The sequence below is a fragment of the Kordiimonas lipolytica genome (assembly GCF_001550065.1).
This window is the reverse complement of the sequence record NZ_LRUB01000035.1, coordinates 377,180-393,198: the sequence shown is the minus strand read 5'-3', so window position 1 is coordinate 393,198 and position 16,019 is coordinate 377,180. Positions and strand designations below refer to the sequence as shown.

The following is a 16,019-nucleotide window of genomic DNA, read 5'->3' as shown; positions in this document are numbered from 1 at the left end:
TCATGTCCCAAGTGGCAGAAATAACTCGCACCCTGACGCAGGACGAGTTCAATCGCTTTGCCGACCTGTCGGGCGATGACAATCCCATTCATGTGGACCCAGCCTTCGCCGCAACAACGCGTTTTGGCGCCACCGTGGCCCACGGCTTGTTCCTATGCACTATCTTGCGCGGCCTCGCGGACACGCTGGTGCCGGGCGGCAGGCAGCTCTCTCATTCGGTTGTCTTCCCCTCCCCCACCTATGCTGACCGGCCGATCGCATTCCGGGCTGAGGTTGTGGCAGAAGACGGCGCGCAGGTTACACTTAGGATGCAGGCTGCAGACACCACAACAGGCAAGGATACCTGCCTGATTGAAAGCATATTCGAGCGCAGTGGAGGCCCATCATGATCCGCATCGGTGCAACACACAGCATTTCACGCACTTTCACACCCGAAGACATCAAGACCTATCTTGAGATGGGCGGCGCCTGCGCAGGCAGCAACACCGTGCCGGAACCGCTGATTGGCGGCATGTTCTCCTATCTTTTGGGGGTGGAGCTGCCTGGCCCCGGCACCATGTATCTCAAGCAGGAAACCAGCTTCAAAGGCGATGCCGCCATCGGCCGCCCGCTTGAAGCCACGGTGGAAATCACCAACCTGAGGCCAGAGAAAAAGCTGATTGACCTCTCCACAACCTGCAAAGACCAAAACGGCAACATGGTCGCTGAAGGCCGCGCCCTCGTCTATCTGGACAGGGAAGACTGGCCGCCCAGCATGTAATCACCGGAGCAACAGATGACAGAAGACAAGCGCACGGCAGGCGAACGCATCCGCCGGGACGTCATGGGGGATACGTTCGTCGACGAGGCCTTTGAAAAGGCAGACAGCTTTACCGCGGACCTGCAGGAACTGGTATGTGAACATGGTTGGGGCGCCACCTGGACCCGCGATGGGAGCCTTTCCCGCCGTGACCGCAGTCTGGTCACCATCGCCTTTCTGACCGCCCTTCGGGCAACAGGTGAACTCAAGGGGCACGTTCGCGGGGCGCTCAACAACGGCTGCTCGGAGGATGAGATCAAGGAAGTGCTTCTGCACGCGTCTGTTTATTGCGGCTTCCCCGCTGCCGTCAGCGCCTTCAAAGCCGCTAAGGACGTTATCTCCGACCACACAAGCCGCTAGAAAACTGCCCCAGGATATTAGCCGTAATTCCCAAGAAGCTTACAACTTTTCCAAGGTAATCTGACTGGCAAGGTGCCAAACATCTTCTGCGCGACACAGGGCCGTGCCTGGCGTAAGGACGGCAGCCGTCCCTGCCGCAATCCCCAGGGAAAAAACTTTCTCAAGCGGCCACTCTTTTGCCAGCCCCCAGGCCATACCCGCCATGAAGCTGTCCCCCGCACCGACCGCACTTTCTACGGTCACGTCGGGCACCCTGGCGCGCCAGATACCTTCTCCTGTGACCAGCAGCCCTCCATCGCGCCCCAGGGTCAGGGCAACAGCCCCTGCTCTCTCCTCAGCCAACAGCGTCTCACAAGCACTGATCTGAGACGCTTCGCCGGCAAGCTCCATACCAACCAAGTCGCTGAGTTCCCTAAGATTGGGCTTGATAATATCGATCCCAGGCCCCAGCGCACCAGCAAGCGCGGGTCCTGAGGTGTCCAACATAAAGGGGATATCCTGCTTCGCTGCCATGCCCGCCATCCGGGCGTAAAAATCAGCCGGCGCACCATTCGGCAGACTGCCGCTAGCAACCAGCAGGCCTACCGATGAAAAATTTTGCGCCAAAAGTTCAAGACAGCTCTCGCACTCTGCGGCGCTCAATTCAGGGCCGGAGAGAACAAATCGATACTGGTCGCCTGTGTTGGTTTCCCTGGCTGTAAAATTTTCCCGCGTTTCACCCGAAATCGGGACGACCAAACGCTCCAGTCCTTCGCCCGCCAGCAAATGGTCAAGTAACCCGCCGATGTATCCACCTGCTGGAAAAAGGGCTGCAACTGGCGCGTCTAGCCGCTTCAGGACACGCGCTACATTCACCCCGCCTCCCCCGGCCTCGCGCCGCGCCGGGCCGCAGCGCAGTTTGCGTACAGGCTCAACACGGTCTGTATCCGCAGACACATCAAGCGCCGGGTTCATGGTTATGGTCAGGATTTTCTTCATCAGGCAACCAATCGCTTTCAGAGGGGCCTCTGGCATTGATAATAGTCAATGCGCGTGACCTCTTCACCTTTATCCTGTAAAAAACAACTGAACAATGATCGCACTTCTGTCGGGAAAAGGACTGCACCCTTATGACAACCTCAACACTACCCTTTGCATTGCCGCAAACTCTGGACGCCGAACTTGACCGGGTCAAGGATCACTGGCATGGGCTTTTGCGCGGCAGCGCCGAGATACCCTTTGCCGACGACCTGTCGCTTGAAGACCTTCCGGGCCTCAAGCCCCAGCTGGCATTGATTGAGGTTTTCGAACGCCCTGAACGGTTCCGCTTTTGCTATATCGGCGAAGAGATGACAGCGGTTCAGCCCAAGGCGTTGAACGGAAAGTTTCTGGACGAAGTCGAGCTGCCATTTCCTTTCGAATATATTCGGGCACAATCAAGTGCCACTGTGGAAAGCGGCAAGGCCTCTTTTTATGAAGCGCCCGCAGACAGGGAGCACGACCACCCAGCTTACCAGCGGCTGATGTTGCCACTGTGGGGTGATGGCCATGTCAGCTTGCTACTTGTCGCCTTTGAAGGCCTCTGAGCTGAAGACCAACATTCCGTAGCTAAAAGGACGACGGCGATACCGAATCAGGAACAGAGGGATCAATCACCGCCAGGGCAAGTTAATCTGGCCAATGGTCTTTCCAGCGCGGAAATCCCCGCCTTGCAGGCCACCTTTGGGCCAAACAGGCTTGAGGAAAGCAAGACAAAGCCGCTCTGGCTGATCCTTGCCGATCAGTTCAAAAGCCTGCTGACGCTTTTGCTGGTGGCTGCATCTGCGCTGTCTTTCGCGTTTGGTGATTTTGCGGAAGGCCTGGCTATTGTCGTTGTTATCATTATCAACAGCACCATCGGCTTCTGGGCGGAACATAAGGCTGACAGGTCGATGGCGGCGCTCAGGCAGCTCGGGCGCACCACCGCGCGCGTCCGGCGCGACGGCCAAGTACACATCATTCCCGCAGAAACCCTGGTGCCAGGCGACGTGGTCCTTCTGGAAGCCGGCGATATCGTGCCGGCAGATATCAGCCTTGCCGAAAGCACCCGACTGCAAAGCGATGAATCGCTGCTGACTGGCGAATCCGTCCCGGTCGACAAATCAGTCAGCGGAAGTGAAACTGGGGAACCAGCCAAGGCTGGCAAGCTATTTAAAGGCACCTCTATCACACGCGGCACTGCCACTGGCTGGGTCGCAGCTATCGGGCGACAGACTGAACTGGGGCAAATCGCCGATCTCGCAGAACAGGCCCAGGGTTCTGTCTCACCACTTGAAAGGCGGCTAGGCAAACTAACCGAGCAACTGCTCTGGATCGTTCTGATTCTTATGGTGCTTCTCATCGTTTTCGGCATCTTGGCCGGGCGCGATAGCCTGATGATGATCAAAACCGGTGTCGCACTGGCCGTCGCTGCCATTCCAGAAGGCTTGCCCATCGTTGCCACACTTGCCCTGGCGCGCGGCATGTGGCGGCTGGCGGAGCGTAACGCGCTGATCGAGCGCCTGTCTGCGGTTGAGACCCTTGGGTCTGTAACCACAATCATCAGCGACAAGACAGGCACGCTAACCGAAAACCGCATGACGGTAGTCGCCATCGAAACACCGGATGGGCCACAAGGGGATACCAAAGCTGCCGCCACTCCGGGCCGCGAAAGAGCCCTTCGCGTCTGCGCTCTGTGCTTCAGCGGCGACGATGCCAGCCACCTTGCCGACCCAATGGAGCGTGCCCTGATCGATGCCGCAACCGGGGCTGGCTTTGGCGTGGAGGCGTTGGAGGCAGACTATCCGCGGATTGAAGAAGAGGCCTTCGACCCGGACCTCAGGATGATGGCTACACGGCATAAGCATGGCGAACGGGAACTGCTTCTGGTCAAGGGCGCACCCGAAGCGGTGTTGGCTGCCTGCACCCAAAAGGCGGCAGGTACAAGCAACAGCCCGCTGGATCAAGGCGAGCGCGAGATCTGGCTTAGTCGGGCCGAAGACATGGCCAGCAAAGGCCACCGGATGTTGGCGCTGGCGGAAAAAACAGGGGACGCATTGCACCAGCCCTGCTATGAGGAACTGACCTTTCTCGGCCTTGTTTGCCTTGAAGACCCGCCGCGCGCCGATGCGGCTGCCGCTGTACGGGACGCGCAAAGCGCAGGCATTCGGGTTGTGATGGCAACCGGAGACAACGCCCGGACAGCAACCAACATTGCCGAAGCTGTCGGCATCCATCAGGGCAGCGCATTCCCTGCCCTTGAAGGCGACACCATAGCCCCACGAGAAGACGCGACAACGGAAGAACGGGACCGCTTGCTGAACACCGCCATCTTCGCCCGCATGACCCCACGCCATAAGCTGGAACTGATAGACTTCCTGCAGAAAAATGGCGCCGTCGTCGCCATGACAGGCGATGGTGTCAATGATGCCCCCGCGCTCAAGAAAGCCGATGTGGGCATCGCGATGGGACAGCGCGGCACCGAAGTTGCAAAAGAAGCAGCGGCGATGATCCTGCGCGATGACGCTTTCGCCTCCATCGTCATGGCCGTACAGCAGGGCCGGGTGATCTTCTCCAATATCCGTAAGTTCGTGATCTATCTCCTGTCCTGTAACTTGAGTGAAGTACTGGTGGTGACATTATCCATCCTGATGGGGCTTCCGCTGGCGCTACTGCCACTTCAAATCCTGTTCCTGAACCTGGTGACGGACGTTTTCCCAGCGCTTGCCCTAGGCTTCGGCAAGGGCGACAGCGAAATTCTGCACAGGCCGCCACGCCCCAAAAATGAAGGCTTGCTGCAGCCGCGCCACTGGCAGGCAATTGTAGGCTATGCCCTGTTGATGACTGCGAGCGTCTATACGGCTTATCTTTGGGCACTGGCGCAGCCAGACAAGGCACCTCAGTATGCTGGAACGGTTGCGTTCATGACGCTTGCCACCGGCCAACTCTGGCACGTTTTCAACATGCGCAGCCGCAAGGCCGCGCTTTTCAGGAATCAGGTCATGGCCAACATCTATGTATGGTTGGCGATCGTCTTGTGCCTTGGCCTTCTGGCCTCAGCAAGCCTGGTACCCACTCTGCGGAGCGTTCTTTCCCTCTCCCCACTGGACCTGAGCGGATTGCAGGTCGTGTTGGGCCTTGGGCTGGCCCCATTAATTGTCGGGCAGATAGCAAAACAACTGGCCAGACAGCGTTAAGTGATGCTACCGAACAGCCTGATGTGATTGGCATACCAGCCAGGAGGATTGTGGGTTGGAGTATTTGTATATAGCTGGGGGTTTCCTCCTTCTGTTCGCAGGCGGTGAGAGCCTGTTGCGCGGCAGTGTAGCGCTCGCTGAACGCTTCAAATTATCAAAGCTCCTGATCGGCATGGTGATTGTGGGGTTTGGCACATCGCTGCCGGAACTCATCGTGTCGGTAACGGCCGCGACCGGCGGTGTCCCAGACCTAGCGCTCGGCAATGTGGTTGGGTCCAACATTGCGAATGTTCTTCTGATTTTGGGTGTCAGCGCGGCCATCAGCCCGGTTGCCTGCGGGCAGCGTGAAGTGTCCCGTGATATGTTGGCCGTTCTGATCGCCAGCTTTATCGTCGCGGCATGCAGCTTCCTTGGCGCTGTGCCCTGGTATGTCGGCGTAGGCATGCTGCTCGCGCTTGGCGTCTATCTTTTCTATGCCTACCGCACGGAACGCACGAACCTGTTGAAAGAAATGCGCTTTCGCGAACATGTCGAAGAAGATGTGGGAACACCAAGCCTCTCGCTGACCGCTGCGATCATCGCCTGCGCCTTTGGCCTTTTCTGCTTGCCTGTAGGGGCTGATTTCCTGGTGGAAGGGTCCACCAGCATCGCCACACGCCTGGGCATTCCAGACGCCGTAATCGGCCTGACGATCGTGGCTGTCGGGACATCGCTACCTGAACTGGCCACCGCCTTCGTGGCCGCCTATCGCGGACACAGCGACGTGGTCATCGGCAATATTGTGGGCAGCAACCTATTCAATATACTTGGCGTTCTTGGGGCAACCAGCGTGGTCGCCCCTATTCCCATGGAAGGCCGGATTGCCAGTACAGATATCTGGCTGATGCTGGGTGTTGCAGGCCTGATGTATGTCGCAGCAAGAACAGGACGTGTGATCAGTCGCATTGAGGGCGTCCTGTTCCTCGTGCTTTTTGCCGCCTATGTCACTTGGGCTTACGCCGCTGTACCCTAAAGAGCCGACGCTTTACCCATGGCGGCTTGGCACTTTAAGCGGCCCCAGGGCCTTCAGGCTATCACTGCTTTCAGGGCCCTTGAAGCTGTGCCCGGCATCACGGAAGCTCTTGAGCGGCTGACCAAGGCCCAGCACGCCACGCTCCCGGCTGCGGGTCACGCGGTCCAGGTCCAGTTCCACGACGATGATCTCTTCTTCCGTGCTGGCCGCATGGATCACTTCGCCGTCCGGCCCCGCGATCACCGAGCGGCCATAGGCCTGCTCGCCCGCACCATTGATATCAATCATGTAACACTGCTGTTGGGCGGCGGTTGCCCGCACCATGGTGCATTCCACGTCGCGGTCGGCTGTGTTGGTCAGTGTCGGGTGGATGATGACTTCCGCGCCTTCAAGCACCAGCGCGCGACTGGTTTCCGGGAACCACATATCATAGCAGATTGACAGGCCAAACCGGCCCACACCAGGAATGTCAAACACACAGATGTCACTGCCGGCAGTTACGCCCGCCTCATAAGGAAGGAAGGGGTACATTTTGCGGTACCGGGTAACCACGTCACCGGACGGATTGATGACAGATGCCGTGTTATAGACCTTGTCCCCGACCTTTTCATAAAGCGATCCGGTCACCAGCCAGATACCGAGGTCTGCAGCCAGCGCCGCCAGCTTATCTTCCGTGGCGGACGGCATTGGCTCGGCCGACCCTGTGCCCGCACCGCAAATGGCAAGCTCGCTCAGGACCACCATCTGGACCCACGGGTAGCGGACAAGTGTGGTGCGAATTTTCTTCACAACAAGATCGAAATTGCCTGACGGCTTCAGGTCAAGCTGCAGCCCCGCAATAGCAAATGGTTTCATGGTTGGTTCCCTTCCCTACTCTAATACACCCTGGTCCGGCGCCTTTTGGGCTGTTTCCTTTTCGTCCAGCAACCGGGCAGGCAAAAACGCTGCCAGCGTACAAAGGACAATGCCGGAAACGGCCAGATTGATAATCAAGTCATAGTTGCCTTCCCCCACCACCTGCGCGGCGATGAATGGGCCGGACGCCAACCCCATCTTGGAGAAAAAGCCCGAAAGCGCTGCCATTCGGCCATGCCCATCGAATGCCGAGCACATGCCCAGCAGATAAGGAATGAGGAAGGCCCAGGTAATGCCCGTAATAACATTGGCTAAGAAGAACATGCTTTCGCTTGCCGACAGCTTGAACATCAACATGCCCAAAACCGTCACAACCATGCCGCCCATCAGCGGCAGCAGGCGACCAAACTTGATCCCCACAACATAGACAAGCGCTGCACCACCAACTGCGATCCAGTTTGCGATACCCAATGTTGTGGAAATGTCAGATGTCGCCAGCGAATAGCTTTTGCCCAGTTCGATGACATAGGCCGCAAGGCCCATGTTTGCCGCCTGAAAAAAGAAGACCGCAAAAAGCCCCATCAGCAGCGGCTTGAGATAGACCTTGTCCTCGCTGCCGCTGTCGTTCGAAAGCGCAGTTTTCGGCTTTGGCGCATAGGTGCCCATGAAGGGCACCATCAAAAGCGTGACCAGGCTGAAGGCAATCAGCGCATAAAACAGAACCTGTGTCCCGTACAGAGGCACCAGCTTCGGCAGGAACATCAATCCCACGCCACCCAACCCGTATTGAACGATAAGCAGCATGCCGAAGCTGCGATCAGGCACACGCGTCCGGGCGATCACGGAAAAGCCGATACCGACCAGAAAGCCGCCCGTGCTGCCATGAATGAAACGAGCCCCAATCAGGATGGTGGAGTCTGTCATTGTACTGGACAGGATATCCAGCCCGATCAACATCAAAAGCGCGGTGATCGCGGTTGGACGCCAGTGAAAATGCTTGATGGCGAAAACAGACCCAAACGCACCGAGCGCTGCACCGTAAACATTTGCAGATGCCACATGCCCTGCCGCCTGTTTCGAAAAACCAAGCCCTTCAACAAGACCGCTCACCAGCGCCGGCATGATATTCACATAAAAGAGGCCGGCAGTGGTCAGGAAGGCCAGCAGCACGCTCGCAATATGGCCGTCAGGTGCCGCTACAGGAAAACGCGTCTTGTTGCCGGTATCAATCATTCGGTTACTCCACATACTTGGCTGACCTTGGCCAACTCTTTGACAGGTTCAGAGAAAGTAAAGTTGTAACCGTCACTGAAATAATAATAGACGCTGCCTCCGGGCAGCATCACCACCGTAATGCCGCCATAGCCTGAAAAGAAGGGCAGCCACGCATCGTCTGCGCAGCCAAGCGTGTCCTTGGCGTTCCAGCCCCAGAAGGCGTTATTGTAGCGAAGCGTGCTACTGCCTGCCTCAAGGCCTCGGTCCATCGGGTTGCGCTGCATGGCGCCATCAAGAAGGTCAGCATCGAGGGCATCTTCAAGGCGCTGGTCACGCCCGGCGAGGGCTGTGGCAAGGCGCGCGATATCATCCCTGTAAAATAGCATGCCATAACCGCTGAAGGGCTCAGGGTTAGCGCGTACTGTACGCCTGATTTCTTTTGTAAGCGGCCCCAGGTCAAGGGCCTGCCATAGCGGCGCCACCAGATCATCATAATAATCCGCGCCCTGCCCGCGACGTTTTCCCAGAAATCCGTTCATGGCCACGCCCAAAAGATAGGTATCCGACGTGTGATAAACCCAGGCCTCGCCGGGCCGACGTTTGCGCGGGAAGTAGCTGCAGGAAAACTCGGTCTTTTCGGCCGACGTGGTCACAAGGAAGAAAGGCAGATAGCCGTTTGATCCCTCGTCCACATGCGCGTCCGGGCTGACGTAATTACCTGTTGTCATATCGGCGAGATGCTCAAGCCTCACGCCGTGCCAACGGCGGCTATCGCACTGCGGAACATGGTGGCGCATCAGGGCATGCCTAGCACCGGGATACAGCTTCTCAAGCCGCATCAGGCCAATCCCGCCCGCAAGCGATTTGGCCAAGGAATAGGACGGCAATACCATGCTGTCGCAATAAGGATAGGTTCCAAAGCGCGTGTCGCAGCCGCCTACATAATGCGTGTCTTCATGCACAACGCCGTAGGCGGTCATATCCGTAGGATCGATGGTGCCTGCTTGGGCAAACACGGTCGCATCCGTACCTTCAAGCCTGGATAGAGGAGCCACAGGCATCCTGTTCGCGACTTCTTCTTCATACGCTTCACGTACCGTATCAGCGCCAGCGGGAGGCACACCTTGCCAAGCAGCATCATAGCTGCCCCACATGTTGAATTTTAAATAGCCGCAAGTTTCACTTGCCACCTGCAGCAGCACTTTCGACAGCTGCCCCGTGCCACTGATACGCGCTGTAAGCACACCGTTATGGATGCAGTTGGCATTCTTTTCCATAAACGCCATGGGCAGTGAGATTCGACTGTAGTCGCTATCATCCTGCCACACCGCACCGGGTGAAAAGACCAAGTCAAAATATGGGTGCGGCGACTTGATGATGCCGCGAACCACAGGCACGATGGCATCACCAGATTGCACCAGCCAGATGTCCATTGCTGGCAATCTTCTGACACGGTTTTTAGCGTTGCCCGTTATCCCGTCTGGGTCGTGCAGCACTTCAAAACCGCTGGCCACCTGCCCTCCTTTAAAGGTCAGGTGCCCGTCAATCAGTTGGTTCGTGGGTCGCGCGCCTTCCGGCGGCGCGAATGCTGAATAATCCAGCGGTTTGGTAAAAGCAGCACCGCCAAAAAGGCTATTAATGTCGCTTTGGGCAGCACATGATGTCAGCCCCACGAAGCCCAGAAAGGCTGCAACAGAAAGCGATATGACTTTGCCTATCCTCACAAAGCAACTCCGTGAGCCTCAAGACGTGCTTTGAGGGGAGCAAGCCCCTCGGCATGGTCTTTCCAGCGCCCGATAGACGACGCATAAATCGGTTGTCGCACCTGAGCGGCACTCGCGGTTGCAGAAGCGCTTGTGTTTTTGTGAAACGACAGGCAGGCCTCTTCGAACGGCAAGCCGCAATGGTCCAGCATTGCCCGAACATGTCCTTCGGTATCCGCGATGAGCCCTTCATAGGAAATATCCAGAATGCGCCCCGGCATCATCGTGTGCCAATGCACCATCAGCTTATGGTAGGCCACATAATAGTCCGCCAGGTCTTCAAGGCGGTAACTATAGGGATAGCCAAGGCGGAACAGCGTTTTATAAATGGCGAAACAGCTGTCCATCGGGTTCCGCGTCAGGTGAATGATCCGCGCGTTTGGCAGCGCCCGTGCGATCAAGCCGAGATAAAGGAAATTCGCCGGTGTCTTGTCCACCAGGAAGGCTTCGGGCTGACCGCGGGCTGCGGTACTCGCAAGATAAGCGTCACCCAAGGCTTTGAAATCCAGCTCTGCTGATTTTTCTATCAGATCTGTTTTGTTCTTGGCCGCGCCCGCATGCCGCATCAGAGACTGTGCGAAGTCGTGGATTTCACCAAGGCTGGCAACGCTTGAGTGCGAACTTAAAATCCGGTCCACCAGCGTTGTGCCCGTGCGCGGCAGCCCAACAATAAAGATGGGGCCAGGTTCATCGGACCGCGCCACACCAGCTTCGAAGAAGTCTGCGCCGAAAACGCGTTCGATATCCGCCATCGCATCTGTGTCAGTACTGACATGATAGGCCATCATGGATGCGCGCAGGTCCGCACCGCGCCTAAGGTGCGCGAAACTGGGGCCGGGTTCGCCAAGATCCTCATATTCCTTCGACAGCGCATAGAAAAGCTGCACAGCGCCTTTCATATCGGGCACACCGGATTTCAGAAGGCCTTCCATTTCGGCAATATGATTTTCCTGCCGCGTCCATTTTCTGAGCGTGGCGCGGTTATAGTAGGCGTCATAATCGTCTGGCTTCAGGCTGATCACCTGATCGAAAAGCGCCAGCGCTTCCTCAAGCCTGCCCACTGCCGTAGCCGCCGTGGCTAGGTTATAGAGGGCTTGGGCATCCGTGGGCGCAAGCTCGACCGAGCGCGCGAAACATTCATAGGCCAGATCATAAATCGCGAGATGTGTGTAAAGCTGGCCAACATGCAGCAGAAGATAGCTATCGTCCCACGCCAGGACACGAAGCCGGTTCAGCTCTGCGGTCGCGGCTTCAAGATCGCCCTTCTGGATCAGTGCCTGGGCGACCTTGAGGTGTGCGTGGAGATCATCGCCTGCCAGCTCAGTTACCTTCTGGAAACTGACCAACATACCGTCAAAATCCCCCGAAGCTTCCTGAACCCGCCCCAACCGACGCCACCCGTCGGGGTTGGCTGGATGCGTCTCTGCCAGAAGGCTTGCCAGGTCTCCGGCCTCAGCCAGACGGCGCTCCTTCATCAGGGCATCTATTTGTTGAAGTGCGGTCATGATTTCCACGGGCTCTCTCCGCTGCCTGGACACATATTGCGCCCAAGCATGCGGCAATTGAGGGTGGGAAGGGAAGCCCCTTCCCACTTGAGGCTTTAGAAGTTGTATCTGACCGCAAGGCCGAAGGTGCGTGGCAGCGTGATCTCGCTCTTGGCGCCACTCCCCAGATAGTTCTGGCTTGCGTCTGTACCCATGTAGGCTTCGCCATACACCGCGGTAACGCCGCGGTTGTTGAAGATGTTCTTGGCGAACAGCGTCACATCAACATCACCCTTGGTGAAGGTCAGGCCCGCGCCCCAGATGGAGAAGCCATCAAGCGTTGCGCCCAGGGTTTCACTATCATTGTTGATATAGTTCTGGCTGTTGCTTTGAACATAGCCATTCACCCGTGCCACCATCACAATATCACTGGTGATATCTGTGGTGTAATCAAACGCGATGTTCAGCATATGCTTGGGCACGCCGGTGAGACGGTTGCCATCTTCGGCAATCAGGCTGCCGGTCGGCGACAGGAAGTCGCTCGTCAGCTTGGCATCAGAGAAGGCGTATCCAAGGTTATAGTGCAGCGCGTTGCCGATATAGCCTTCAACTTCGGCTTCAATCCCGATCGAGCGGGCGCTGTCGCCGTTTGCAACAGTGAAGAAGCCCCAGTTACTGGTCGCAGTGTTGATCTGCGGGTTGGACCAATCCACATAGAAGCCGCTGACTGTATAGCGGATATCATTGGTCGCACCCTTGATACCAATCTCATAGTTACGGGTCGTGTCAGACCCGTAGGAGAGCCATCTTGGATCTTCGGCGAAGTTGCCCGTGAGCGGAACAGCTGTCGCACCACCGCGGCGGTAGCCTTCCGACACCGTTGCATAGATCATGGTGTCGTCGTTCACGTCATAGGACATGTTGAATTTAAACAGCGCATCCTTTTTGCCGGATGTCTCGCCCTCGATCACGGCAGCCGGGAACAGCGAGTTCCAGAAAGGCAGGTCAACGGTGGCATCAGCCGTGACCTTGCTATCGAAATAGCGGATGCCGGCAGTCAGGCTCAGCCTGTCTGAAACATCATAGGTGGCTTCACCAAAGAGAGCGGTTTCCTTGATCTTGGTTACACTGTCGAAATCGAAATCATTATCGATGTCGGAGTAGCCATAGCCATCAGACATCCAGCCGAAAACTGTGGACGCCCAGGCCTTGTAGCCCGCCAGCGTTGAGATCTGGTCAGCGGTCTGTTCCTGATCGTGATAATAGATGCCCGCAACCCAGTTGAACGGTCCGTCGCTTTGGGACACTAGGCGCGCTTCCTGGATAAAGGCTTCGTCGGAATAACCGCGGTCAGCCCGCGCCAGAGGACGCGGCGAGTTATAATAGAAGCCCGACAGCCAGTTTTTCTGGGCATAGAAGCCCGTGTTCTCGCTGACGGAACGGCCATCGCGCTCATAGTAGGAGGTTGACGAAGTGAGGGTCGCGAAGCCGAGATCTATGTTCATTTCAAGGCTTGCAAGTTCGAGATCCGAGTGGGAAGGCTCTAGTTGCACAGACCCGGCTTCATAGCGACCATACTCATCACCAAAACCGTCCAGGAAACCCTCTGCGGAGCCACGGCGAGCCCCCACTTCGTCACTTTGACGCGTGTATGTAAGCACTGCATCAAAGGCATCGCTTGGCGCAAACAGCGCGCTGACACGCAAGAAGTCGATATCCACCGTGTCGGCATCCTTGACCGACGTGAAGACCGCATCGGTGTCAGTAACATCACCAGGCACCACAGGCGCACCGTTCGCATCCAGTTCATAGACATTCACATAGTCGATAATACCGGCAGCATCGATCTTGCTGCCCACCACGCGAAGCGCCAGCGTGTCACCAAGCGGGATGTTGGCGATGGCTTCGCCGCTCCAGCTTAGGCTACTGGAGCCTGCTGTGGTCGTCAGCGTACCGCCAACAGACCCTTCGAATTCGCCCAAAACCGGCTTGTTCGTGATATAGCGAACCGCGCCCCCAAGCGAGCCGGAACCATAGAGCGTACCCTGCGGGCCGCGCAGCACCTCAACGCGCTCAAGGTCGCTCATCATCATGTTGCCGAACACCGGCGTGTCGTTGATGTAGGTGGCAACCGTTGGCGCGCTGGTTACAGGTACGTCAGAGCGGTTGGCGCTATCCACGCTCAGGCCACGGATACGGATGCCGTTCACCTGGCCCGCGTTCCGCGCGCCCTTGTCGCTGACGGCCACGCCAGGAATGTTGCGCAGCAGTTCAGAGGCATCAATTACCTTGGCAGCGTCAATAGCAGCGCCAGAAACCGCAGAGATATTGTAGGGGATATCCTGAACCGACTGGCTACGACGGGTCGCCGTAACCATGATTTCCTCAAAATTAAGCTCTTCAGCCGCCGTATCCTGTGCAGTTGCCACCGGAGCAACAATTGCGGACAGGGCTGTGGTTGAAAGCAAAGCGAATGTTGAAACTGTACCCATAGCCTTCATGGCTATTCCTCCCATTTCGATGTCATTTGACAAATTTATGGCAGGCTAATTTTTTATAGTCAACTATCTTTTTATCTATGACTATTTTTTTAGTTGACTAAAAGTTATTCAAATCTCGTAAGCACCCACAATCATTGCCACATCCACCGCAATGGCCTTGTGCAGCTCTTCCACCGTCATTTCCTTCAAATAAACGAAGTTAAGGAAATGAATGCGTTCCATCCGCGTCAGCAGAAAAGCAAGCTGATGCATATCAACGCCAGCACGCAGTCTCCCCTGTTCCTGATATTTGGTCAGTACGCTTTCGATGGCTGTCCCCAACCCGCTTGCAATGGTTTCAAGATACCGCGGCGCTACCTCTGGGTCCGGCGCGGTTGCCACGAACGCAACCACATGGCCCCACAATTCGCGCGACAAGGCCGACAAAGTATCGTTGACGTTGGAATGGATAACCTTGGCCACCAACTCAGACGGCGTATGATCTCCCGTCTGCTTGGAGAAGTCATCCTGCGCTTCTTCGATTCCTTCTTCGCCGCGCGCCACCAGCGCCAGCAACAGGTCGCCCTTTGTGCCATAGTAATTATAGACAGTTGGAGCCGACACCATCGCCCTTTCGGCGATTTCTTCTATTGTGGTATCGGCAAACCCTTTCTCAACGAACAGGTCCGCTGCTGCCTTTTCAATAAGTGCACGGCGCTGCGCTTTCTGTCTTTCCCTGAGCCCCACCATGGTTTTCTCCAGTCCCTCTTTTAAATTCTTAACTCACATATTTTTTTATAGCTGCATAAAATATTTTTGCAACCCACGGACATAGGGTTACCATCAATTAGGACAGCCTTGCCAACAGGACCATGGGGCGCCAGTGCCCTGCGCACCTCTCAGGAAGCAAGGTTGGCATGCACCAATTTTATGATCTGATTGTCGCGCCAGCGCTTCTGGTAAACCATCCCGAACGAATAACTGATACTAGGGCTGAATGGCTTGATAACCGTACCTTCCCCCACACAATCCGCTGCCGTGATAGGGTTCATCACACTCAGCCCCACGCCGTTTTCCACCAGGCTGCAAATGCTGGCGATATTCGCCTCTGTCTTAGCGGCCAGGCTGATCTGCCTTTCCTCAATCAGCTTCAGCACCTTGTCCGCAGCAATATTGGGCTGGTTGGCAAAAATCATGTGCTGGCCCGCCAGATCATCCACAGAAACCGTTTTCTTTGACGCAAGGGCATGTCCTTGTGGCATGACGCAAACAGCCTCTGTCTGTGCGATCCGGTCGGTCTGCAGTTGTTCGCTCGATATCGGCATGGTGACAAAGCCGACATCGAATTGCCCGGCCTCCACGCCGCGCACCACCTCAGGCGTCGACATAATATCGAAATAGACGTTCAGCTTGGCGTTGTCCTTGAGCATGCTGGCAACCAACCGTGGGACAAAACCAAAACCCAGCCCAGGAATTGACGCAATGCGAATGCGCGACACGCCAAATTCCCTCAGCGCAAAAATGCTATGCTTCAGCTCATCCAGATTGAACATCAGACCCAGAATCGCCTTGTAAAGCTCCTCTGCTTCAGGCTTGGCGACCAGCCTGTTCTTGTCACGAATGAAAAGCGAAAGCTCCAGATTTTCCTCCAGCACCGCGAGCGACCGGCTGACGCCAGACTGCGTAATTCCAAGCGCTTTCGCGGCCTTGGTGGCAGACCCGGTTTCATACAGGGTTTTGAAGATCGTCAGAGACTTGAGAGACGTAAGATTGAGCTCAGGCATAATAGATACTCATGATATGATGTAAAATTATCATATGTTGTTATACCCTACCCTTCAAGTGTATATTCATGCCC

14 protein-coding genes are annotated in these 16,019 nt (G+C 56.5%); 6 read left to right on the top strand and 8 right to left on the bottom strand.

Translation table 11 applies throughout. The annotated features are described in order from the left end of the window. Window positions 1-2 precede the first annotated feature (2 nt). Genes KORM41_RS19640 through KORM41_RS19630 form a run of 3 tightly spaced genes read left to right on the top strand, consistent with a single transcriptional unit; the run spans window position 3 to window position 1,159 of the window. Entirely contained in the window at window positions 3-389 is a 387-nt protein-coding gene (locus KORM41_RS19640; RefSeq protein ID WP_068152447.1) for a MaoC family dehydratase, read from the top strand. Next, entirely contained in the window at window positions 386-760 is a 375-nt protein-coding gene (locus KORM41_RS19635; RefSeq protein WP_068152443.1) for a hotdog family protein, read from the top strand. Before KORM41_RS19640 ends, KORM41_RS19635 begins: the two co-directional genes overlap by 4 nt. A gap of 15 nt (window positions 761-775) precedes the next feature. Continuing rightward, entirely contained in the window at window positions 776-1,159 is a 384-nt protein-coding gene (locus KORM41_RS19630) for a carboxymuconolactone decarboxylase family protein (RefSeq protein WP_068152440.1), read from the top strand. A gap of 39 nt (window positions 1,160-1,198) precedes the next feature. On the opposite strand, the gene KORM41_RS19625 is transcribed toward KORM41_RS19630, so the two are convergent. Beyond that, window positions 1,199-2,137, bottom strand: a complete 939-nt coding sequence (locus KORM41_RS19625; protein ID WP_068152589.1) for a 1-phosphofructokinase family hexose kinase — start codon at window positions 2,135-2,137, stop codon at window positions 1,199-1,201. Window positions 2,138-2,268: 131 nt separating this feature from the next. Here KORM41_RS19625 and KORM41_RS19620 point away from each other — a divergent pair, with 131 nt between their 5' ends. The 3 genes from KORM41_RS19620 (at window position 2,269) to KORM41_RS19610 (ending at window position 6,364) form a co-directional block, all read left to right on the top strand. Then, window positions 2,269-2,724: a hypothetical protein gene (locus tag KORM41_RS19620; protein ID WP_068152437.1), complete on the top strand. Its 456-nt coding sequence runs from the start codon at window positions 2,269-2,271 to the stop codon at window positions 2,722-2,724. A 39-nt stretch (window positions 2,725-2,763) separates the two neighbouring features. Continuing rightward, window positions 2,764-5,352 (top strand): cation-translocating P-type ATPase, encoded by a 2,589-nt coding sequence (locus KORM41_RS19615; protein ID WP_082720075.1) that lies wholly within the window; start codon window positions 2,764-2,766, stop codon window positions 5,350-5,352. 64 nt (window positions 5,353-5,416) lie between these two features. Next, window positions 5,417-6,364, top strand: coding sequence for a calcium/sodium antiporter (locus KORM41_RS19610; RefSeq protein ID WP_197421302.1), 948 nt, complete (start codon window positions 5,417-5,419; stop codon window positions 6,362-6,364). A gap of 12 nt (window positions 6,365-6,376) precedes the next feature. Here KORM41_RS19610 and KORM41_RS19605 read toward each other — a convergent pair whose 3' ends face one another. From KORM41_RS19605 to KORM41_RS19575, 7 genes are all read right to left on the bottom strand, one after another. Beyond that, the gene (locus KORM41_RS19605; protein WP_068152429.1) at window positions 6,377-7,219 is read right to left on the bottom strand and encodes a carbon-nitrogen hydrolase family protein; all 843 of its coding nucleotides are present in this window, start codon (window positions 7,217-7,219) and stop codon (window positions 6,377-6,379) included. A gap of 15 nt (window positions 7,220-7,234) precedes the next feature. Then, window positions 7,235-8,452, bottom strand: a complete 1,218-nt coding sequence (locus KORM41_RS19600) for an MFS transporter (RefSeq protein WP_068152426.1) — start codon at window positions 8,450-8,452, stop codon at window positions 7,235-7,237. Next, window positions 8,449-10,158, bottom strand: coding sequence for a serine hydrolase family protein (locus tag KORM41_RS19595; protein WP_068152423.1), 1,710 nt, complete (start codon window positions 10,156-10,158; stop codon window positions 8,449-8,451). Before KORM41_RS19595 ends, KORM41_RS19600 begins: the two co-directional genes overlap by 4 nt. Further along, the gene (locus tag KORM41_RS19590) at window positions 10,155-11,702 is read right to left on the bottom strand and encodes a tetratricopeptide repeat-containing sulfotransferase family protein (protein WP_156432064.1); all 1,548 of its coding nucleotides are present in this window, start codon (window positions 11,700-11,702) and stop codon (window positions 10,155-10,157) included. The genes KORM41_RS19595 and KORM41_RS19590 overlap by 4 nt, the downstream gene beginning before the upstream one ends. Before the next feature lie 95 nt (window positions 11,703-11,797). Next, window positions 11,798-14,182, bottom strand: coding sequence for a TonB-dependent receptor (locus KORM41_RS19585; protein ID WP_068152419.1), 2,385 nt, complete (start codon window positions 14,180-14,182; stop codon window positions 11,798-11,800). A 108-nt stretch (window positions 14,183-14,290) separates the two neighbouring features. After that, entirely contained in the window at window positions 14,291-14,911 is a 621-nt protein-coding gene (locus KORM41_RS19580) for a TetR/AcrR family transcriptional regulator (protein WP_068152416.1), read from the bottom strand. A 149-nt stretch (window positions 14,912-15,060) separates the two neighbouring features. After that, window positions 15,061-15,945 (bottom strand): LysR family transcriptional regulator, encoded by an 885-nt coding sequence (locus tag KORM41_RS19575; RefSeq protein WP_068152413.1) that lies wholly within the window; start codon window positions 15,943-15,945, stop codon window positions 15,061-15,063. Between the last annotated feature and the right edge of the window lie 74 nt (window positions 15,946-16,019).

Bases quoted from the DNA above. Each gene is read 5' to 3' on its own strand.
- KORM41_RS19620 (WP_068152437.1), top strand. From the start codon at position 2,269: ATGACAACCTCAACACTACCCTTTGCATTGCCGCAAACTCTGGACGCC.
- KORM41_RS19605 (WP_068152429.1), bottom strand. From the start codon at position 7,219: ATGAAACCATTTGCTATTGCGGGGCTGCAGCTTGACCTGAAGCCGTCA.
- KORM41_RS19635 (WP_068152443.1), top strand. From the start codon at position 386: ATGATCCGCATCGGTGCAACACACAGCATTTCACGCACTTTCACACCC.
- KORM41_RS19640 (WP_068152447.1), top strand. From the start codon at position 3: ATGTCCCAAGTGGCAGAAATAACTCGCACCCTGACGCAGGACGAGTTC.
- KORM41_RS19600 (WP_068152426.1), bottom strand. From the start codon at position 8,452: ATGATTGATACCGGCAACAAGACGCGTTTTCCTGTAGCGGCACCTGAC.
- KORM41_RS19585 (WP_068152419.1), bottom strand. From the start codon at position 14,182: ATGAAGGCTATGGGTACAGTTTCAACATTCGCTTTGCTTTCAACCACA.
- KORM41_RS19590 (WP_156432064.1), bottom strand. From the start codon at position 11,702: ATGACCGCACTTCAACAAATAGATGCCCTGATGAAGGAGCGCCGTCTG.
- KORM41_RS19630 (WP_068152440.1), top strand. From the start codon at position 776: ATGACAGAAGACAAGCGCACGGCAGGCGAACGCATCCGCCGGGACGTC.
- KORM41_RS19625 (WP_068152589.1), bottom strand. From the start codon at position 2,137: ATGAAGAAAATCCTGACCATAACCATGAACCCGGCGCTTGATGTGTCT.
- KORM41_RS19580 (WP_068152416.1), bottom strand. From the start codon at position 14,911: ATGGTGGGGCTCAGGGAAAGACAGAAAGCGCAGCGCCGTGCACTTATT.
- KORM41_RS19575 (WP_068152413.1), bottom strand. From the start codon at position 15,945: ATGCCTGAGCTCAATCTTACGTCTCTCAAGTCTCTGACGATCTTCAAA.